We start from the raw sequence: 20,983 nt of genomic DNA, 5'->3' as shown, positions 1-20,983 counted from the left end.
GACCCGGCCGGAAATTCGACCGGGTCGTTAAAGCGGTGGCGCAGCGATATCCAGAGAAACGACTAACTAAGAAAGCTTAACTTAGCGGCATTAGGGTCAGTGCCGACATTTGGACACGAACCCGTCATTACGATGACCGCCACCGCGCGATTAAGTTCAAAAATGTCCGAATGTCGGCACTGACCCCGAGGGTTAGTCTGACCCCGAGGGTTAGTCGTTGACCCCGAGGGTTAGTCGCGGTGGTAGCGGTTGCGGCCGGTTTGTTTGGCCTGGTAGAGGTGGGCGTCGGCGTTGCGGATCAGGGCGTTGGCGTCCTGGCGGTCCAGCGGTGGCATGGCGGTTGCCAGGCCCATGCTGATGGTGACCTTGGCAGCGGTCGGCGAGGCTGCGTGGAGGACCGCCAGCTTGCGCACTTCTTCCTGGATGCGCTGCGCCACCACTTCGGCGCCTTCCGGGCCTTCCTGCGGCAGCAGCAGGATGAATTCTTCGCCGCCGTAGCGGGCCAGTAAATCCTGCGGGCGGGCGGCGCAGCGCTTCATGGCGGCGCTGATCTGTTGCAGGCACAGGTCGCCGGCCTGGTGGCCGTAGTGGTCGTTGTACAACTTGAAATGGTCGATGTCGATCATGATCAGCGACAGCGGCAGGTTGGCGCGCGCGCAGCGGCGCCATTCCGATTCCAGGCGGTCGTTGAAATGGCGGCGGTTGGCCACGCCGGTCAACCCGTCGGTCATGCTCAGCTCGCGCATGGCGTCGGCCTGGCGCTTGATGGTGAGCTGGCTGCGTACCCGCGCCCGTACCACGGCCACGTTGAACGGCTTGCTGATGAAGTCGACCGCCCCCGCTTCCAGCGCCCGGGTTTCGTCTTCCGGCTGGCTCAGCGCGGTGACGAAAATCACCGGAATGTCCTGCAGCCGCGGCGACGCGTCCAGCGCAGCGCACACGGCGTAACCATCCATGCCGGGCATGACGGCGTCGAGCAGGATCAGGTCGGGCTGCTGCGCGAGCGCCACCTCGATCGCCTTGTCGCCGGACAGCGCGAACAGCACCTCGTGCTCGTCGCGCAGCGCTTGGTGCAGGATCTGAACGTTTTCCATGGCGTCGTCGACCACCAGTATCCGTCCATTCCGGGCCAGGTTGGTCCAGCTCATGCACTATCCTTTCGCTGCTTCATTGCTTGTGTCACCTCGTCCATGATCCGGGCGGCGGCGTCGAAGTCCAGGCTGTCGACAGCCTCGGCCAGACGTGCTGCAGGTTCCACGCCGGCGAGGGCCGGCTTTAATTCCTTGAAGTAGTCCAAGGCCTTCAAGTTGTTATTCTGAAGCAAACTTTGCAGCACCGCCAGCTTTTGTAGCAATTCATCCTGGTTGATGTTGTCAGTGGGAACGTTTCTTTCGTCTATATTCAGACTGCGGGCTCCGGCCACCACTGCGTCCAGCGCCAGCGCCAGCTGGTCGAGCGCGGTGTGCAGCGCAATCTCGGGGTGGTCAAGCTGCAAGGCGATCTCGGCAACGGCGGCCAGGCGCGCCACCTCGGTGGCGCCCAGGTTGGCGGCCACACCGCGCAACTTGTGCAGCGCCTGCGCGGCCGGCTGGCGCTTGCCCTCGCCGATCGCCGCGCGCACTTCCAGCACCGTGTCGCCATGGGCGCGCTCGAAGCGCTTGAGCAGCCCGGCCAGCGCATCGTAGTTGCCGCCCATGCGCGCCAGCGCGGTGTCGAGATCGATGCCCGGCAGGTCGGCTGGCAGCGTGTAAGTGGCCTGTGCCGGCACTGGCAGCGGCGTGCTGGCGGCGGGCGCCGATGGCGCCAACGCGTGCGGCGCCAGGTTGCGCAACATGGCAATCAGGATTTCGACGTCGACCGGTTTGGCGACGTGGGCATCCATGCCGGCCTCGGCAGCGCGCTGGCGGTCTTCTTCCATGACGTTGGCGGTCATGGCGATCACCGGCAGCGTCAGGCCGGCGGCGCGCAGCGCGGTGGTGGCGTCGTAGCCGTTCATGACCGGCATTTGCACGTCCATCAGCACCACGTCGTAGCGGTCCGCGCCGCCCAGCAGCTGGTCCAGCGCCAGTTGGCCGTTGCTCACCATGGTAACGCTGGCGCCGGCGTGCAGCAGGATGTATTGCGCCACTTCCTGGTTGATCTCGTTGTCTTCCACCAGCAGGATGCGCAAGCCGGCCAGCCGCCCGTGCAGCGGCGACGGCGGCGCGGTGGCGGTGGCGCCGTCGCCGTGGTCGCCGGCCAGCAGCCCGCGCACCCGTTCGAGCAGGCGCTGCGGACTGACCGGCTTGGACAGCACGCCGGCCACGCCGCTGCCTTCCATGTCCTGCAACACCGTAGCCGCTTCGTGTTCGGACACCATCAGCAGTATGGGGGGCAGGATGGTTCCTGGCAGCAATGCGCTTGCCAGCGTCGCCGGCAAGCCGGCGTCGAGGCCCGGCAGGTCGCGGTCGAGCAGCAGCAATTCGTATGGATGGCCGTCCTCGCGGCCCTGGGCCAGCATGGCGCTGGCGTCGGCGGCGTCGGCGGCGCCGTCGGCCTGCCAGCCCAGCCAGGCGCAGGCGGCGGCCAGCGCGCGGCGCACGCCGGGGTTGTCGTCGGCCACCAGCACGGCCAGGCCCTCGACGGCGGCCGGCACCTCGGGCGCACGCGGCGGCGCCGTGCATTCGAGCGGGCAGGTGAACAGGAACTCGGCGCCCTGGCCCGGTTCGCTGCGCACAGCGACCGCGCCGCCCATCATGTCGGCGAGCTGGCGGCAGATCGCCAGGCCCAGGCCCACGCCGCCGAACCTGCGGCTGGTGCTGCTGTCGGCCTGGGAGAAGGCGTCGAAGATGTGCTCCTGCTGTTCGGCCGGAATGCCGATGCCGGTATCGCGCACCGAAAACTCCACCAGGATGGCGCAGTTGGCCGGCAGGTCCGCTTCAGCTGGGGCAGCGCCGCCGATGCTGGCGCGTACCGACAGCACCACTTCGCCGGCGGCGGTAAACTTGATGGCGTTGCTGAGCAGGTTCAGCAGCACCTGCTGCAGGCGCATCGGGTCGCCGGCCAGCTCGTTGGGCAGGTGCGGGTCGATGTCGTACACCAGTTCGATGCCCTTGTCGGCGGCGCTGCCGCTGATCAGCACGCTGATGCTGTCGAGGATGTGGCGCAGCTGGAACGGCGCATGTTCGAGCTGCAACTGGCCCGCTTCCACGCGCGACAGTTCCAGCACGTCGTTTACCAGCCCCAGCAGGGATTGGGTGGCGACCTGGATCTTGTCGAGGTAGCCACGCTCGCGCTGCGCCAGCTGCGCTTCCTGCAACAGCCGGGCCAGGCCGATGATGGCGTTCATTGGCGTGCGGATTTCGTGGCTCATATTGGCCAGGAACTCGCTTTTCGCGCGGCTGGCGGCCTCGGCGCGGTCGCGCGCCAGCACCAGTTCGTCATTGACTTCCTGCAGGTGCAGCTCGGTTTCCTTCAAGGCGGTCACGTCCGACGCCAGCACCAGGAAGCCGCGCACCTCGCCGAACTCGCCCACGTCGGGGATATAGTTGACCCAGGTGTAGCTGACCTTGCCCGATGGCCAGCGTAGTTCGCCGGCAAAGCCCTGCGGCTCGCCGTCCAGCGCGCCCTTGACGTACCGCGCGTTGCCGGCGTATTCCGGCGCGCTTATGACGTCGGGCATGAAGGCGCCCAGCATCTGCGCCTCGTCCATGCCGTACCAGTCGAGGAAGGAGCGGTTGGCGAAGCGGCAGCGCAGGCCGGCGTCCCAGTAGGCCACCATGCCGGGCAGGCTGTCGGTGAGGGTGCGCAGGAAGTGCTCGCTCTTGCCCAGTTGTTCGACGGTGGCGCGCAGGGTTTCCTTGACCTGCTTGCGCTCGGTGATATCCATCGCCAGTCCCAGCACGTGCGTGGCCGCGCCATGCTCGTTGCGCAGCGCGACCTTGCGCGTGGTGAGGTAACGGGTGACGCCGCCGGCGTTGACGATCGGTTCCTCGGCGATTTCGGTAATTTCGTTGGCATTGGAGGCCAGCACCGCACGGTCGGCCTGGTTGTACAGCGCGGCCAGCTCGGGCGGATAGAAGTCGAGGTCGGTCTTGCCCACGAACTCTTCGCCGCTGGTGCGCCCGGACAGCACCGCGCCGTAGCGGTTGACCATCTCGTAGCGCAGGTCCGAGGCGCGCTTGAGGAAGATCATGGCCGGCATGTTTTCCACCACCGAGCTCAACAACTGGCGCGAGCGCTGCAATTCGGCAGCGATGCGTTTCTGGTCGGTGACGTCGAGCAGCAGCCCGGTGATTGCCGTCACCAGCCCGCCCGCGCCGAATTGCGGGTAATAGCTGGCTACCCAGTGCTGCACCGGCCCGGTACGCGGATCGGCGCCGGCGCCGGCGGTGCCCGAGCGCTCGGCGCCGACCAGCGCCCGCCCGGTGTCGAGCACGGTGCGGTAGTCGGCCAGGATGCTGCGGCGCAGGGCCGGATCGTGGATCATGTCGCCGATGTGGCGGCCGATATGGGCGACGACCGGCTCACCGGTCAGCCGCGCCAGGAAATCGTTGACGCGGATCACCCGCAGCTCGTTATCGACATAGCTCAGGCCCACCGGCGCGGTCGCGTACAGGGTTTCGAGCTGGCTGCGCGAGCGCTCCAGTTGCTCGGTGCGTTCGCTGACCAGTTGTTCCAGGCCGTGGCGGTGCGCTTTCAGATCGATTTCCAGCGCGTTGAACGCTTGCGCCACGGCACCGGCCTCGCGGAAGGCCATCGGTTCGAGCGTGAACGGGCGGCCGGCGGCCAGCGCCTCGGCCGGTCCCACCAGGGCCCGTACCGAGCGTGCAATGCGCCCGCCTACCAGCCATGCCAGCGAAAAGCCGGCCAGCAGCACCAGGCCCATGGTCAGCGAGATATTGGTGACCGCGCGCAGCAGCTCTTCCAGCGCCTTGGCCTGCGGCGTGGACATGACCACGGTGGCGCCGCTCACCGGTGAGCGGCTGTAGCCGCGGTAGATGGCATTGCCTTCGGTGTCGGTGGTGGCAAACAGGGCGTCCGGGGTTTGCTGGAAGCGTGCGCGCAGGGCCGCGTCGGCCATTTGCCCCAGCAACTGGCGCGGTCCACCCGCCTGCGCCACCAGCCGGCCTTCGCCGTCGTACAAGGCCATGATCTGGTGCGGCTTGATGCGCTCGTCGCGCAGGATCTTGTCGAGCTGGTCCGGCTTGAGCAGGGCGGTCAGCGCATACACCACCTGGTTGTCCACGAACACCGGCACATCGACCGCCAGCAGCGCGCTGCCAGCCACGTACACGACCGACAGTTGCGCCCGCGCCGTGTGATACAGCGGCGCCAGGCGGCTGGCGTTGTTGATTGAATTAAACGTGTCGGGAAGCGGCGCGCCGACGTGCATGGTGACCTGGCCGGTGCTGTCGCTGAGCAAAAATTGCGACGCCGGGAAATGCGGCCCCAGCAGGCCGCCGGCCTGCAGGCGCAACGTCGCCATGTCGTCGCTGCGGATGCTGGGAGAGATCGCCAGCGCCTGGGCCGCGCCCTGGCTTTGCACCAGGTCGCGGTCGATGGCGGCAGCCACCATGCGCGCGGCCTTGCGCGTGTCTTCCATCAGGGTGTCGCGCTCGCGGCTGTAGAACTGTTGCACCACCGCGCCGAAGCCGATCGTGGTCGGCAGCGCGCAGGCCAGGACCAGCAGGGCGATCTGCGCGCGGATCGACGGCAGGCGGGAGTTTTCCGGCACTGGCTGGCGCTAGAAGAAGACGGCGGTGCGCTGGATCACGCTGCCGTTATTGGTATAGGGAGCGGTGGCGCGAACCGAGCCGGTGTCGAACTTGCCGTCGTCGAGCTTGCTGTCGATCTGCTCGGCGAAGCTGTCCGGCAGGTTGTCGAGGCGCACGCCGTTGCCGCCGCGTCCACCGACGGCGTCGTTGTAGATGTACACCGCGCCGCCCTGGGCGCTGGTCATGAAGTCGGTAGTGCCGTTGAACGACCCGGTGATGAAGCCGGCCAGCGCCAGGTGTTGCGGCGCCAGCAGGTATTCGGCGATCTGGCCGTCGCCATTGCCATTGCCGGTGGCGCCCGGCGCGTGGGTGGTGCCCTGCACGTCGTCGCCGGGCAGGGCGCGGAACTTGTCCTGGTAGGCGTTGACTGCCGACGTCAGCGACGTCGATTGCTGGATGATATTTTTGACCCGGGCGCTGTCGATCAGGCTCTGCCCCTTGAGCACGCCGCCGAGCAGCAGGCCGATGATGACCAGCACGATGGCGATTTCCACCAGCGTGAAGCCGGCTTGCCGCGAAATAAGGGGAGATGGACGGGGCGCGCGCATGGTAGTTCCTTTCAGTATTTCAAACGCTGTGGTTCGATCGCTATATTACCGCAGCGCTAGCGCCCGGTGGAATGGTTCTGTTGCTGCTGAGTCAGTTGTTGCAGGCGTTCGGACAGGAATTTCAGCTCACGCGGATCGGTGACCTGGCCGCTGTCGAGCAGGCCGCCAACCAGCGCCCGTGCGCCATCGAGCTCGTTCATGTCTTCGAGGATGAAAATTTCCAGCTGCCGCGCCCAGGCCGGCACCCTGGCGCCGGTGGCGTGCAGGCGGATGTCGTGCGCGTACGCGCGCGCCAGCGGCAGGTCGTGCAACCGGTGTTTTGCCACCAGCGCGGCGTGGGCCAGCCACGGCCAGCGCCGGTCGGGGTCTTCGGCAAAGCGGGCGTGGACAAAATCGAGCATCAGCCGCGTGCGCACGGGGTCGCCGACGGCGCCGTACACCTGGCTGGCAGCGAGCAGCGGCGACTGGCCGCGCGGGTCGAGCTCGAGCACGCGTTGCAGCCAGCCGATCACGGTGGGATAGTCGAGTTCACGCCAGGACACGCTCACGCCCGCCTGCTCGTCGAACCCCTGCACATACAGCATGGTCAGCCGCGCCAGCGCCACCGGCTCACCCAGCGCCGCCAGTTGCAAGGCCTGCCTTGATGGCGCCGACGGCAGTGCCTGCGCCCGGGCTGTTTCAGACGGACGGCTGGTCTGCCAAGCCACCTGCAACAGCAGGGCCAGCACCAGCAGCAGCCACACGCCGCGCGGCACCGCCTTGACCGGTTTCTGGACGGCAGTCATCAGATCTGCTTGCGGTAGAGGTCGAACAAGCCGGCGCCGGCCATCAGCGCCACGTACAGCGCGGTCTGGACCGCGACCGCCAGCAGGTCGGCGCCGCTGCCGCCGTGGTACACCAGCCAGTCGCTGCGGGTGAACTGGTCGAGGTGCGGCAGCAGCAGGGCCAGCAAATCGAGGCCGCCGCCCAGCACCTGCTGGCCCAGGTTGTCGGCAGCAGCGCCGGACTGCTTCATCAGTTGCAGCGCGCCGATGGCGCGCGCCACCAGGTAGAACGCCGTGGCTGCCGCCAGCGCCGGCAGCACCTGCTGCAAGGTCAGCACGCACAGCAGGCTGAAGGCGGCCACGATCCAGCACTCGCACAGCAGCGAAAACGCCCATAAGGCGGCCTGGTCCGGCGGCGCCAGGGCCAGCGCCAGGGCGCCGAACAGCAGCGCCGGCAGCACCGCCAGGGCGCCAAAGCCGGCCAGCTTGCCGGCCAGGTACACGGCGCGCGGCATCGGCAGGGCCAGCAGCAATTCGAGCCCCTTGTCGTTGGCTTCGCGCACCATGCTGGTGATCACGAACGTGGCGACCAGGAACACGCTGGCCAGCCGCAGCACGGCGCCCAGCAGGGCTGCCTGCAATTGATGGCTTTCGGTCAGCGCCAGTTCCTGCAAAAAGCCGGCCAGTCCCACGGCGCCGAGCGCGGCCGCGATCAACAGCCACAGCAGGCGGTTGCGCAGCGCTTCGAGCAGGGTGTAGCGGGCGATCGTCGACGCCATCGATAAATGCATCATGGCAGCTTTTGCGCCGCGACCATGCGGTTGAACAGGATGTTGGGCGACAGCCACAGCACCACGTCGTCGTATTCGCCGCCGGGCGCGCGCGGATCGGTACTGGCCGGGCGCGTGACGAACGCCACGCCTTCACCGCCGAGGTTGGTTTTCTCGTCGATATTGCCCAGGCCGGCGTCGAGCAGCCGGGTGTTCTGGTCGCTGGTGGCGCCGTAGCCGTTGCGGCCGAACGACACGATCACGGCCGGGATGTCGTTGGCGTCGGAGGCCGGGATGATCTGGCCGTCCATGCCGCGCGTGGCCACCGTGATGTCGCGCGGCGAACTCAAAGTGAAAAAGCTGACGCTGTCGGCAAACGAGGGCGTGACGGAATAGGCCAGTACCCGGCCCCAGCCGTCCAGGCGCGACACGCCCAGCGTGGCCCAGGGCAGGTAGCCATAGCGTTTGTTGCAAAGGCTGCCGGCGCGGTCTTCGCGGCCGTCGATGGCGGAGATGGCGGGACATGGCAGGTAGCCGTTGCGCAGCGCAAAGCCGAACAGCGCTTCGCGCGCGTCTTCCATCACGCGCCGGGTATCGGCCACGCGGCGCTGTTCGAGTTGCGACGACAGCGGTGCCACCAGTCCGCCGATCAGCAGGCCGACCACCAGCAGCACGATGGCGATTTCGACGATGGTGAAGCCGGACTGGCGGCGCTGCTGGCTTAATCGGGAGTGGAATGGCATGGGCATTATTGCAGTGTTTTTTTGACGGGGGCGGTGGCGCGCAGGCGCTCGCGGATCAGGCGCAGCGGCACCCAGCCGAGTTCGTTGCTGAAGCTGCCGCCGGCGCTGCGCACATCGTCGGTGGCGGCGCGCGCCATGAAGTCGCGTACGGCTTCGGCATTGGCCTGTTCGTCGAGGTTGTCGGTGACCGCGCCGGCCTGCTCGATGCCGGCCAGGCTGGTGCCCAGGTGGCGACCGCTGGACAGGATCACGGCTGCCGCGCAGCGGTCGTCCACCACGCAGTTGGCCGAGCCCACGCGGTAGAAGATGCCGCCGTCGCCGCTGCGGTCGAGCAGGGTCTTGGTGGCCTCGGGCGCGCGCGCGAGCTTGTTATCGGTGAACTCGGGCGAGACGCTGTAGCGCAGCAGCTTGTTCCAGCCATCGCCGGGCGTGAGGCCCAGCGTGGTCCACGGCAGCCAGCCGGTGCAGGCGGCATCGTCGGTGCATGGCTGGCCGCGTTCACGCCCGTCCAGCGCCGACTGCGCCGGCCGCGGCAGCCGGCGGTGCAGCACCGCGTAGCCGAGCAGTGCTTCGCGCGCATCGGCCAGCGCAGCGCGCGTGAGCGCCTGGCGATGCAGGTCGCCCTTGGGCTGGCTGAACATGCTGATCAGGAACGACGACGCGCCGAGGCCCAGCACCAGCAGCAACAGCAGCAGAGCCGCGCCGCGCTGGCGTGCCAGCGGCGCCTGGCGCAGCGTCACCTGATGCCGTGCCGCCGGTCGCTGGTGCACTGTCAACGGCTGCCGTGCGCGGGGCAGGCAGCATGGCGGCGCTGGCCGGGATGGCTGGGGTGGCGTCATTGGCTGACGTCTTTCACGCGGCCGTCGGCCAGGTCGTAGCGCTGGCCCGGTTGCAGCACGATGCGCCGGCCCGACGGCAGGGTGACCGTGACCGCCTTGCTGTCGCGGTTGCTGAACTTGTTGGCGGCGCCGCGCTGCGGCACGTTGTTGAGCCAGACCGTGCTGCGGCCATTGCTGCTGCGCAGGACGCCGTTCATGGTCAGCTGTTCGGGGACGGTCTCGGTTGTCGCTGCCGCTGCCGGCGCCGAACCGGGCATCGGCATCGGCATTTGCGTTGGGATCGGCTGCTGCTGCTGCTGCTGCTGCGAGGTAGGCGCGAGTTCGCGGCTGGTGCGCGCCATGGCCATCATCTCGGCTTGCATGCCGGGCGGCAGATTGGGCGGCAACGCGGGCACAACGTCGGGCGCGAACCCGGGGCGAGTTCCCTGAGGCATCGCCTGCGCGGCTGGCATCGCCGCTTGCATCCCCGCGGGCATGGCCGGCGTCGTGCTTGGCTGCATTGCCCCAGCTCTTTGCGCCTCGGCCAGCGACATGGCCGGCGCCAGTGCGCCAGCGCTACCCGGCGCGCTCTGCTGAAAGCCGATCCCGGCCCCGGCGCCGGCCGGCCGGTTGCGGCTGGCGTCGATGGCCTGGCGTTCTTGCGGTGTATTGAACAGCCGGCCCAGCTGCGGCTGGGCGTGCGCCGCGCACAAGGCGAGCAGCGGCAGCGACAGCAGTAGCCGTTTCATGGCCGCCTCCCGGTCGCCAGCGCCACCGATGGTGCGGAGGTGATGGCGCCGGCGTTGGGCGCCATGGTGATCCAGTTGAGCGTGCAATCGACGCCCAGGTTGCCGCCCGCAGCACCGGCACCACTTGCGCCACCTGCACCGGCTGGGTTGGCCTGGCCACCGCCAACTGCCGCCAGCCGCTTGAGCGAACAATCCTGCGCGGCGAAAAAGCCGCGGCCATGCAGCCCGCCGAGGAAGTCGAACAAGTCCATCTCGTGCAGCAGTTCCATGTGCAGGCGCATGCGGCTGCCGCGCAGCTGGTAGTCGCCCAGGTCCATCGCCGCTTCCAGCCGCACCGGTTGCTGCGGTTCGATCTGGTAGCTCAGCGGCGGCAATTGCAGTTCCTCCTGCACCTGGCGGATCGCGTCGACCCATTCCAGGCGCCGCTCCTCGCCGATCAGCCCGCGCTGGCGCAGTTCCAGGTAGCGTCGCTGGAAATTGCGGATGTCGCGTTTTTCGCTGTCGACGTGGGCATAGCGCGAGTGGGCGGTGTCGCGCAGGCGGGTGGCGTGTTGCAGGTCGGCGTCGGCGTCGTGGCGCTGGGCGGCAGTGACCGCCACCAGCGTGGCGCCGATGATGACGGCCGCCAGCGCGGCCAGCCCGGCGGTGCGTATCTGGGCGAACTCGGCGATCCAGTACGGCAGGGCGATGGTGTTCGCAGGCTTTTTTGGGGACAGGGCGGCAGGATTGGGATTCATGGCTTCCATACCAGGTTCAGGGTAAATCTGGCGCGGGTAGGCGCCGCTGTCGTGCCGGCCTTGCCGTCAAGGCGCACGGTGGGCCGGGTGTCGAGTGGTGGCTTGTCCACCTGCACCAGCAGGCGCGGGTTGGCCGCCAGCTGTCGGGCAAACCGGTTCATGGTGTTGACGGCATTGCGGTAATCATCTTCGGGCGACAAAATTTCCGCCTCGATCGAGAGCGATTGCGGTGGCCGCGCCGGGATGCCGGCCAGCAGCGACGACATCGGCGTGGCCGCTGCCGTACCAGTGCCACCAGCACTGCCGTTGGCCAGCACCGGTGCGCCTGTCGGCGGCTGGCCCGGCAGATCGACCTTCCAGCCCAGTTGCAGCAGGCGGATTTGCGGCGACTGCTCCAGTGCCGCGCTTACCATGGACACCATCTGCCAAGGCGATGGTCCCTGCACGACCAGCATGCGCTCGACATTGACTGCCGCGCGCATATTGGCGGTGGACGTCACGCGCGGCGGCATGGCGGCCATTACCTCGTTGTAGCGGCGGTCGAACTGGCGCGCTTCCTGCGCCAGGCGCTCGCTGTCGGCGCGCGCGTCCCACGCCTGCCACAGGTTGAGGCCGACCGCGCACGCGGCGATGCCGGCCACGGCGCCGGCCGCGAGGTACAGGTTGCGGCGCGCGCGCCATAGCTGGAAGTAGCGGCGCAGCGGCCCCAGCGTGTAGTGACTGGCCGGCTGAGTAGTGGCCAGCAGGGCCAGCAGCATGGTGTCGGCCAGCGCGCCGGCAGCGTCGCCAACGGCCGCGCTCACCCCCAGCCGGTCAGTCACCTGCGCCAGCGGCAGGAAGCGGAACGCGGTTTCAGGACCGTCCGCGCATTGCATTTCCAGGGCCGGCAACTGGCCGGCCGGCGCGATGATCACAGTTTCGAGCACGCTGCCACGCGCCAGCAGCCGTACGCTGGTCAAAAACTGCTGGGTCTTGGCGGCCTCGGCGCCGACGTTGATGGCGTCGCCATCGCGGTCGATGGCCGGCGTCAGGCGCGAGAATTTCAGCTGGCCGCGCTGGAAATAGCTCTGGCGCCAGCCCGCCGATTGCTGGGTCACCAGCAACAGGTGCTCGTCGAGCAAGCCGAGCTTGTTGACCAGGTACTCGCTCAGCAAGGTGGTCGAATACAGGCCAGCGAGCGGAATGCGTTCTTGTTCGAGCGCCTCCACCCAAGGCAGCACCATGGCCGGATTGGTCAGCGCGGAGAGCAGCACGATGTCGTCGCGGCGGCCGTCCGGCTCGCGGCCCTGCACCTCGTGGTGGCGGAACGGCGTTTCGCGGTATTGCTGCAGCAGACGGCGCTGCGTGAGTTTGGCGCCCGCGCGCCCGCCCACGTGCGGCAGGTGCACGCGTTGAAAATCTTCTTCGATCAGGTCGGTCAGCAGCAGCACCGGCACCTGGCGCTGGTGATCGAGGTGATCGAGCAGGTCATCCACGCCGGCGCTGTCGCTGGTAAAGCTGGCGCCGCCCAACAGGCGGCCGCGCTCCCAGCGCCAGGCGGTGAGGGTATCGTTGCTCAGATAGAGTACATGTCGGTTCAGCACGGGAGCCTCAGGTCTGGATCTTGCTGATCGTGTCGTATATCGGGCCCATCACGGACAACATGATCCAGCCCACCATCAGGCCCAGGATCACGGTCATGGCCGGCTCTATCATCGATTGCACCTTCTCGATCATTTCCTTCACTTCGCGGTTGTAGAAGTAGGCGACGTTGCGCAGCGCGCCGTCGAGCGCGCCGGTGGTCTCGCCCACCTTGAGCATGCGGATCACCAGCGGCGGAAAGATGCCGGTATGCTGGAAAGCGGCCGTGATGCCCTGGCCCTCGGAAATCAGCTGGCCGGCGCGGCGCAGGCCGGCGGCCACCACGCGGTTGCCGACGATGCCCTCCGACAGCCGCAGGCATTCGAGGATGGAAATGCCCGACGCGTACATCATCGCAAAGAACGTGGCAAAGCGCGCCAGCATGATCTTGTGCAGCACCGGGCCGATCAGCCACACCCGCAACTTGAAACCATCGGCGACAAAGCGCGCCTGCTCGCTGTGGCCGAGCCATGCGCGCAGGCCGACGTAAGCGAAGACCGGCAGCGCCACGATCACGTACCAGTAATCGATGAAGATGCCGGACACCCAGATCAGCGCCTTGGTGTGCAGCGGCAGGGTGTTGCCCATGTTTTTGACAAAACTGGTCAGCTGCGGCACCAGGTAGATCATCAGGAAGAACGTCACGCCGGTGACGAACAGGCCCACCGCTGCCGGGTACATCACGATCTTTTTTGTCTGCGACGCCAGCTCGTCCTGCCACTTCAGGCTTTCCGACAGGTTCTTGAACACCTCGGTCAGCTTGCCGCTTTGCTCGCCCGCCATCACCAGGCTGGTAAACGTGTGGTCGAACACTTCCGGGTACGCGGCCATGGCGGCCGACAGTTGCAGGCCGCCTTCGATATTCTCGATCAGGCCCGTGATCATCTCGCGAAAGCGCGGATGGTCGATGCTCTCGCGCAGGTCGTTCAAGCCTTCGAGGATCGGCACGCCGGCGCCGGTCAGCTGCTCCATGTGGAAGCAGAAGTTGATCAGGTCGCGCCGTGTGATCACGCGTTTGAGCGCCATCACGCGCGCGCGCGACACGCGGCAGTCGATCAGGTCCAGGCCCATGCGGTGCAGGCGCAGTTCCAGGTCCGGCTCGTTCGATGCATCCATATTGCCGGGCTGGATCTGGCCGGCGGTGTTCATGGCGCGGTAAATATACTGGGGCATCAGTGCAGCCTCCCCAGGCGCTCGGTCAGATCGACCACGCGGCCCACTTCCTCGAGCGTGGTCACGCCTTCGAGTACGCGGCGCACGCCGTCGTCGATCAGGCTGTGGAAGCCGCCGGCCGCTGCCGCCGTCTTCAGCTCGCGCGACGACACGCGCCGCGCCACCAGTTCATCCAACGCCGGCGTCATTTTCAGCAGTTCGATGATGGCGATCCTTCCCTTGTAGCCCTGGTGCGCGCAGCGCTCGCAGCCGACCGCGCGGTACAGCGTTTGCGGCGGCGCGTCGTCGGCCAGGCCGAGCAGCTGGCGCTCGACGTCGTCGGCTGTGTGCGCCTCGCGGCAATGCGGGCACAGCTTGCGCACCAGGCGCTGGGCGATGATGCCGATGATGTTGCCGGACATGATGTCGGGCAGCACGCCGATGTCGAGCAGTCGTGGAATCGCGCCGATGGCCGAGTTGGTGTGCAGCGTGGAATACACCTGGTGGCCGGTCATGGCGGCGGCAAACGCCATCTCGGCGGTTTCCTGGTCGCGGATCTCGCCGACCAGGATGATATCCGGGTCTTGCCGCATCATCGAGCGGATGCCTTCGGCAAAACCCATCTTGGCCGATTCGTTCACCGACGTCTGGCGGATCATGTTCATCGGGTACTCGACCGGGTCTTCCAGCGTCATGATGTTGACGCTCTCGGTGTTGATGTGGTTGAGGATCGAGTACAGCGTGGTGGTCTTGCCCGAGCCGGTGGGGCCGGTCACCAGGATCACGCCGTCGGGCCGGGCGATCATCAGCTTCAGCAGGCTCAGTTCCGCTTCGCCGAGGCCCAGGCCGTCCAGCGGCACGATGCCTTTCTGGCGGTCGAGTACGCGCAAGACAAAATTTTCGCCGTGCGTGGTCGGCTGGGCCGAGGCGCGGAAATCGATCTGCCGGCCCGAAAACTTGATCGAGATGCGGCCGTCCTGCGGCGCGCGCGTTTCTGCGATGTTCATGTTCGACATCACCTTCAGCCGCACGGCCATGGCTGGCCAGTACGATTTGTGCAGGCTGCGGATCTGGCGCAGGATGCCGTCGATACGGTAGCGGATGCGCAGGAACGACTGCTCCGGCTCGAAGTGCAAATCCGACGCGCTGTTCTGCACGGCGTCGGCCAGGATCGCGTCGATCAGGCGCACCATCGGCTGGCTGTATTCGTCGGACGTGGAACCCATGCTGGCGTAGTTCACTTCACCGGTTTCGATCTCGTGCAGGATGCCGTCGATCGACAGCTCGAAACCGTAATACTGGTCGATCGCGCGCGAGATGTCTGATTCGTTGACCAGCAGCGGCGTGATCGTGATGCCCTTGACCAGCATGGCGCTGATCTGGTCGAGTGCGACGATGTTGCTGGTGTCGGACATGGCCAGGATCAGGTTGTCCGTCTGCCGCTCGTAGACGATCGGGAACACCCGGTAGCGCTTGGCCACTTCCTTCGGAATCAGCTTTAACGCGATGGCGTCCACCACCAGGCTGGTCAGGTCAGCGCTTTGCTGGTTGAGGTTTTCCGACAGCGCCATGCGCACCGTCGCTTCGGTGACGAAGCCGAGCGTGATCAGCAGTTTGCCGAGCGGCTCGTTGCTGCGCTTTTGCTCGATCAGCGCGATGCGCAACTGGTCTTCGCTGATCACGCCTTTCTGGATCAGCAGCTTGCCGAGCGGGAGTTTTGCTTGTTCTGCCATGGAACTCCTAGTGCGCCCCGCTCAACTCGTGCATGCGCTGGCGCAGCGCGGTGCGGTCGAAACCGGCCGGCTTGTCCTGACCCAGCGCCAGCGCGCGCTGGTAATACGTCAGCGCCAGCTTGCCCTGGTTCAGGCGGTCGAGGCCGATGGCCAGGTTGTAGGCGTAGTCGGCGTTGTCGGGTGCGGCCGAGTAGGCGCGGAAATACGTCTGCTGCGCTTCGGGCCAGCGACTTTGCTGGGCGTACAGGTTGCCCAAGGCGAACAGCACCGGGCCGGCCTCGGGATTGCCGGTCAAAATCGCTTTCAGGCGCCGCTCGTTCTGGCCGATGTCGCCGCCGCTCATGCCCACCAGGCCGGCCACGGCGGTGGCGTCATTCGGGTCGAGCTCGAGCAGGCGCAGGTAGTAGCTCGAGGCTTGCGCACCCTGGTTCTGGCGCGCGGCGACCGTGGCCAGGCCCAGCAGGGCGTCGCGGCTGTTGGGATCCTGGCGCAGCGCGGCCTGGTATTGTTGCTGGGCGTTAGCCAGGTCGCCCGTACCCAGCGCCTCGTAAGCGTTGGTCAGCGCCGGGGCGATGCGCGCCGGCTGCACGCTGCGCGCCACGCGGATGTCGGTGTTGTCGGGCGCGGCCACGGGCGGCAGGCGCTCCTGGCGCGGCGTATTCGCCTGCGCCTGGATCGCCTGCTGGGCGGCGGCCAGTTCCTGCTCGGTGCGTTCCAGGCGGCGTTCGAGGTCGGCGCGGGCGGCGCGGCCCATGCCGCCCATTGGCGACGGCGCCAGCATGCCGGCCACCGACGGATCGCCGCCCGACGGATCGCCGCCCGACGGATCGACACCATTGCCGAGGGCTGATGGATCGCTGCTGCCGGCTGGTCCGACGATCTGCACCGCGCCAGGGCCGGTAGCGCCGGTGGCGCCCGCTGGCGGCATGGCGACCGGTGGCAGGCGCGAGCCCGCGCCCGGCGCCATCACGGCCTGCCAGTAGTAGTAACCGAAGCCCAGGATGATCAGCGCCAGGACCGACAGCAGGCCGATCAGGCGCAGGCGTTCCGGGTCCATGCCTGGCGGCTCGGCGCTGGCGGCGGCTGCCGCGCTGACGCGGGCGCGTGGTGTGGCGTCCTTGCTGCTGCCGTTGTTGCCATTGCCATTGCCATTGCCATTGCCGTTGTAGTTGCCATTGCCGTTGCTGGCGCGTGGCGTGGCGCGCGGCCGGGCCGCTTCGGCGCTGGCGGCAGCTGCGCCGGCGGCGGCTGTCGCGCTGGTGCGAAGCGGCGCACCGGTGACCGGATCGAACCCGGCTGGCGATGCGCTGTATTCGGTCCCGGTTCCGGTCCCGGTACCGGTCCCGGTTCCGGTCACGGTTCCGGTCCCGGAACCCTGGCGAGAAGCTGGCGCAGTCCCGGCACGCGACAGGCCGGCGGCATCGAGACCGCCACTGTCTGCGCCAAGTGAAGCGTGGTCGCCTGGACCAGCGCTGGCGGCGGCAGATGCCGACGTCCCGCGCGCAGGCGGCGCGGCCGGGTCGGGCGCCAGGTCGAAAGACAGGCTAGATTCATGCTGCGGTGCGTTCGGCGGTACCGGGTCCGGCATCGGGCGCAGCGTGTCGCTGGCGGCGGCAGCGCCGGTGGGCGAGGGCTGCTCCAGGCTGAACGACGGTTCGAAGTCCAGGCTGAGCTCGCGCCGGGCCGACGCCGCGCCAGCCGCTGCGGCAGGTGCGGCAGAGCCTGCATTACCAGCCACGACCGCCGCCTGCGGTTCCGGCGTCAGCGCCAGGATATCGTCGAACTCGCGCGATGGCCGGTCCACCTCGGTGTCGCCGGCGGCATTCTGTTTGGCGCGCTCGGCTTTCTTGAGCGCTTGCATTAACAAGCTCATGATCCGTTGGCCTTGGCGGTAGGGACAGGGTAGGTGGACGGTACCGGGTACGGTTCGGTGTCGGGTTCGCCCGGCAGCAGGTCGCGGTAGTTGCGGTAGTCGCCGTTGACGCTGGCGTCCTTGATCACGACCGGCCGCATGAAGATCACCAGCTCGGTCTTGGTGCTGGTTTCATTGCGGAACGAGAACAGGTCGCCGATCACGGGCACGCTCGACAGCAGCGGGATGCCGTCCTTGAGGTTGTCCACGCTGTCCTGCATCAGGCCGCCCATCACGGCGATCTGCCCGCTCGGTACCTTCATCAGCGACTCCAGCTCGCGCGCCTGGATCACCGGCACCCGGCTGGTCACCTTGGCGTCGGCCAGCGCCGGATTCGGGTCGTTGACGTAACCGACAATGCGGGTAATGGTGGGGCGGACATTGATGGTGACCTCGTCGTTGTCGGAGATCTGCGGCGTCACGCTCATGACGAAGCCGACCGGCACCGTCTCGAGCTTCGATTCGTACACGGCCTGCGAAATCGGCGTGCCGTTGGTGCCCAGCACGGCCGGCGTGACCTTGATCGAGAAGAACACGTTGTTGTCGACCACCTTGAGCAGCGCGGTCTGGTTGTTCATCACGCTGATTTTCGGGCTCGACAGCACTTTCACCTTGCCGAACGATTCCAGCAACTGGATCGCCGTGGTCAGGTTGCCCAGCTTGCCGGCCGCCGAGTAGGTCAGCAGGAAGGCGCCGGGGCTGGTGCCGGGATTGACGCCGCTGGGCAAACCGGTCTGGCCGATCGCCCTCTGTGAAAACTGCACGTTGCCGCCTGAAATGGTCGACCAGTTGATGCCCTGCTGGTAGTTGTTGCTCAGTTTGACTTCCAGCACGGTGGCTTCGATCAGCACCTGCCGCTTGGCGGCGCCCAGCACGATATCGAGGAACTCGCGGATCTTTTCGTGCTGGCGGCTGGTGGCGCGCACCGCGATCAGGCCGCCCTCGGCATTGACCACCACCGAATTGGTGGTGGTGTTGCGGTTGCCGCCGAAGGCGCCGCCATCGAACGGCGACGGCGACGCTTGCTGCTGACTGTTCGCCCCCTGCGCACCTGTTGCTTGGCCGGTTTGGCCGGTTTGGCCATTCTGGCCCGGCTGCGGCGCCGCCAGCGGATCGACCAGCTTGTCGTTGATGGTGGTCGGGCGCAGCATGTCGCGGATATTCTTTTCCAGGCTGTACCAGAAATTGTTGTCCGAACGGTTGTTGACCACGGTGGTCGAGTTATTGCTCGGATTGTTCGTGGCGCTGCTGCCGCCAAACGAACCGCCGCTGCTGCCGCCATTCTGGCCGGTGCCGCTGGCCGCGCCGACCGGGTTCGATGCGCTGCTGCCGCCACCGGTCGTGGAAATCTGGGTGGCGATATTGACGCTGCTGTTGGTGCTGCGCGCAATGTTGACGTAGTCCACCTTGTAGTTGCGCCACTCCGGCGTATCGGGCAACACGGTCAGGGTGGTGCCGTTGATCTCGTAGCGCATGTCCACCTGGCGCTGGATGCGCGCCAGCAGTTGCGGCAGGGTCTGGTCGAGCGCATTCAGGGTGACGCTGCCTTCCACGCCCGGATGGACGTCGACATTGAGGCCGGCGTCGCGCGCCAGCGCGAACAGCAGTGACTGCACCGGGACCTTGTGCACGGTCACGCTGTAGGTTTCCACCTTGGCGGTAGCTTTGGGCGGCGGCAGCATGGCGCTCTGGCGCACCGGCTCGGGAATCGCCCCGGCCGGGCGCGGCGGCTCCGAGATGTGGGTGGGCGAGGGCGGCAGCGCGCGCGTGGCGCAACCTGCCAGGATCAACGAAGCGACGGGCAACAGGGAACAGGCTAGTTTTTTCATTGAGTCTTTCCGGCCCGGTGACACCACAGGATGATGTTGTGAATTTGCAATATAACGACCATGATCTTACAATTCGGAAGCGGTCGCAAGGACGCTCCAACAGATTGCAACAAATACCAGGCACAGCAAACACGCCGTTACAACAGTACGTGGCTGCAAGCCCTTCAAACGGGACGTGCGATAGGACCGATAGGGCGACTCGGCAATCGCCAGCCGGGCGTGGCGCGCCTCGACCGTGCCGGCATCGTCGGCGAACGCCGCCAGCAGCGCCTTGTCGGCCAACACGTTAATCCGCCGCACGATGCCTTCCGACGCGTCACCGATCAGCCGCACCGCATCGTTGCTGAATACCGGCGCGCCGCCATGGCCGGCCGCCGCCAGCCGGAACGCCAGGAACTCCGCCACCAGCGACGACGCCAGCGCCGGCACCTCGAAGCTGTGGGTGATGCGTTCCTTCAGTTGCCGCATCGATGGCAGGTCGAGGTGGCGGTCCAGCTCCGGCTGGCCGAACAGCACGATTTGCAGCAGCTTGCTGCTGGCCGTCTCGAGGTTGGTCAGCAGGCGGATCGCTTCCAGCGTGGCCAGTGGCATGGCTTGCGCCTCCTCCACCAGCAGCACCACGTTGCGGCCCTGGCCGTGCAGGGCGATCAAGTGCGTGTGCACGGCGCGCTGGATTTCATCGACCCGGTAGCCGCGCGTGGCCAGGCCCAGTTCGGCTGCGATCGCGTACTGCACTTCCACCGGGTCCAGGTTGGGGTTGACCAGGTAGATCACCTCGATATGTCCGGGCAGGCGGCTTTCCAGCATGCGGCACAACATGGTCTTGCCGGCGCCCACTTCGCCGGTGACCTTGACGATGCCCTCACCGTGGCACACCGCGTACAGCAGCGCCTCGAGGATCTCGCCGCGCGTATTGCCCGCGTAAAAAAACGCCGGATTGGGCGTGATGCCGAACGGCGACTCGCGCAGCCCGAAGTGTTGCTGGTACATGGCCGACGTGGTCATTCCGGAACCTCGAGAAACCGTAGCGGGCCGCGCAGTAGGTTTATCCACGGTTCCATCAAGCGATGCAAGCCAGGAAGGCTTGTTCCAATGTCTGGGCGCCGTAATGCGCGCGGCAGTCGGCGGGCGTGCCGGTAAACCGGATGGCACCGTCGTGCAGGATGGCCATGCGGTCGCACAGTTCATCCACATCGGCCAGCGCGTGCGAGGTCAAAAACAGCGTGCTGCCGCGCTGTTGCAAGGTGCGCAGTTGTTGCTTCAACAGCGCACGCGCTTTCGGATCGAGGCCGCTCATCGGTTCGTCGAGCACATACAGCCGCTTGGGCGACAGCAGGCAGGCGGCCAGGCCCAGCTTTTGCGTCATGCCTTTCGAATAATGGCGCACGGTTTTTTTCAACGCCGCCGCGTCGAGGTCGAGCGCGGCCAGCATGGCGGCCACCGCCGCTGCATCCACCTTCACGCCTTGCAAGGTCAGCAGGTACTTGATGAAGTCGGCGCCGGTCAGGTAATACGGCGGCGTAAAACGCTCGGGCAAAAAGCCCAGCGGCGCGCGGCTGGCCGGCTGGTCGTGCGGTTGGCCGAAGATGGCAATGGCGCCGCCGTCGAGTGCGCAAAAATCGAGCAGGCACTTGATCAGGCTGGTCTTGCCGGCGCCGTTCACGCCGACCAGGCCGAAACATTCGCCGGCCTGCACCGCCAGATCGACTCCCTGCAGCACGCCGGACGGTCCATAGCGTTTGACGACTTGCTGGAAGCGCAGGGCAGTTTCAGTCATGAAGCAAGGGAATAGTAGCCGGTGGGAAATGATGTAACACTGTAGCGTATTCGTGCGCGGAATGCGACATCGTTT

The 20,983-nt window shown here is 66.9% G+C and carries 16 protein-coding genes; all 16 read right to left on the bottom strand.

Annotated features, from left to right (window positions below; all coding sequences use genetic code 11):
- Positions 1–230: 230 nt before the first annotated feature.
- The 16 genes from J2X54_RS08715 to J2X54_RS08640 all read right to left on the bottom strand — a co-directional run bounded on the left by J2X54_RS08715 (position 231) and on the right by J2X54_RS08640 (position 20,908).
- Positions 231–1,148 (bottom strand): diguanylate cyclase domain-containing protein, encoded by a 918-nt coding sequence (locus J2X54_RS08715; protein ID WP_310179826.1) that lies wholly within the window; start codon positions 1,146–1,148, stop codon positions 231–233.
- Entirely contained in the window at positions 1,145–5,716 is a 4,572-nt protein-coding gene (locus J2X54_RS08710) for a PAS domain-containing protein (protein ID WP_310179825.1), read from the bottom strand. The genes J2X54_RS08715 and J2X54_RS08710 overlap by 4 nt, the downstream gene beginning before the upstream one ends.
- Before the next feature lie 9 nt (positions 5,717–5,725).
- Positions 5,726–6,304 carry a prepilin-type N-terminal cleavage/methylation domain-containing protein gene (locus J2X54_RS08705; RefSeq protein ID WP_310179823.1) on the bottom strand — a complete coding sequence of 193 codons (579 nt, stop codon included), beginning with the start codon at positions 6,302–6,304 and terminating at the stop codon, positions 5,726–5,728.
- A 56-nt stretch (positions 6,305–6,360) separates the two neighbouring features.
- Complete coding sequence (locus J2X54_RS08700) at positions 6,361–7,089, bottom strand: hypothetical protein (RefSeq protein ID WP_310179821.1); 729 nt, start codon at positions 7,087–7,089, stop codon at positions 6,361–6,363.
- On the bottom strand, positions 7,089–7,862 hold the full coding sequence (locus J2X54_RS08695) for an ABC transporter permease (protein WP_310179820.1): 774 nt from the start codon (positions 7,860–7,862) through the stop codon (positions 7,089–7,091). The genes J2X54_RS08700 and J2X54_RS08695 overlap by 1 nt, the downstream gene beginning before the upstream one ends.
- Positions 7,859–8,581, bottom strand: coding sequence for a prepilin-type N-terminal cleavage/methylation domain-containing protein (locus J2X54_RS08690; RefSeq protein ID WP_070251853.1), 723 nt, complete (start codon positions 8,579–8,581; stop codon positions 7,859–7,861). The genes J2X54_RS08695 and J2X54_RS08690 overlap by 4 nt, the downstream gene beginning before the upstream one ends.
- A gap of 5 nt (positions 8,582–8,586) precedes the next feature.
- The gene (locus tag J2X54_RS08685) at positions 8,587–9,351 is read right to left on the bottom strand and encodes a hypothetical protein (RefSeq protein WP_310179819.1); all 765 of its coding nucleotides are present in this window, start codon (positions 9,349–9,351) and stop codon (positions 8,587–8,589) included.
- Positions 9,352–9,416: 65 nt separating this feature from the next.
- Positions 9,417–10,148: a hypothetical protein gene (locus tag J2X54_RS08680; RefSeq protein ID WP_310179818.1), complete on the bottom strand. Its 732-nt coding sequence runs from the start codon at positions 10,146–10,148 to the stop codon at positions 9,417–9,419.
- Positions 10,145–10,885: a hypothetical protein gene (locus tag J2X54_RS08675; protein ID WP_310179817.1), complete on the bottom strand. Its 741-nt coding sequence runs from the start codon at positions 10,883–10,885 to the stop codon at positions 10,145–10,147. Before J2X54_RS08675 ends, J2X54_RS08680 begins: the two co-directional genes overlap by 4 nt.
- The gene (locus tag J2X54_RS08670; protein WP_310179816.1) at positions 10,882–12,468 is read right to left on the bottom strand and encodes a hypothetical protein; all 1,587 of its coding nucleotides are present in this window, start codon (positions 12,466–12,468) and stop codon (positions 10,882–10,884) included. Before J2X54_RS08670 ends, J2X54_RS08675 begins: the two co-directional genes overlap by 4 nt.
- 7 nt (positions 12,469–12,475) lie before the next feature.
- Positions 12,476–13,678 carry a type II secretion system F family protein gene (locus J2X54_RS08665; protein ID WP_310179814.1) on the bottom strand — a complete coding sequence of 401 codons (1,203 nt, stop codon included), beginning with the start codon at positions 13,676–13,678 and terminating at the stop codon, positions 12,476–12,478.
- Complete coding sequence (locus J2X54_RS08660) at positions 13,678–15,390, bottom strand: GspE/PulE family protein (protein ID WP_070251835.1); 1,713 nt, start codon at positions 15,388–15,390, stop codon at positions 13,678–13,680. Before J2X54_RS08660 ends, J2X54_RS08665 begins: the two co-directional genes overlap by 1 nt.
- A 7-nt stretch (positions 15,391–15,397) precedes the next feature.
- Entirely contained in the window at positions 15,398–17,263 is a 1,866-nt protein-coding gene (locus J2X54_RS08655) for a tetratricopeptide repeat protein (protein ID WP_310179812.1), read from the bottom strand.
- Positions 17,260–19,131: a type II and III secretion system protein gene (locus J2X54_RS08650; RefSeq protein WP_310179811.1), complete on the bottom strand. Its 1,872-nt coding sequence runs from the start codon at positions 19,129–19,131 to the stop codon at positions 17,260–17,262. The genes J2X54_RS08655 and J2X54_RS08650 overlap by 4 nt, the downstream gene beginning before the upstream one ends.
- A gap of 66 nt (positions 19,132–19,197) precedes the next feature.
- On the bottom strand, positions 19,198–20,136 hold the full coding sequence (locus tag J2X54_RS08645) for an AAA family ATPase (protein ID WP_310179810.1): 939 nt from the start codon (positions 20,134–20,136) through the stop codon (positions 19,198–19,200).
- Positions 20,137–20,191: 55 nt separating this feature from the next.
- On the bottom strand, positions 20,192–20,908 hold the full coding sequence (locus J2X54_RS08640) for an ATP-binding cassette domain-containing protein (protein ID WP_310179808.1): 717 nt from the start codon (positions 20,906–20,908) through the stop codon (positions 20,192–20,194).
- Positions 20,909–20,983 lie beyond the last annotated feature (75 nt).

It is taken from the genome of Duganella sp. 3397 (assembly GCF_031456625.1).
GTDB classification, from domain to species: Bacteria; Pseudomonadota; Gammaproteobacteria; order Burkholderiales; family Burkholderiaceae_D; genus Rugamonas; species Rugamonas phyllosphaerae.
Note: the sequence above shows the minus strand (reverse complement) of the source record. Positions and strands in the feature narration are given on the sequence as shown.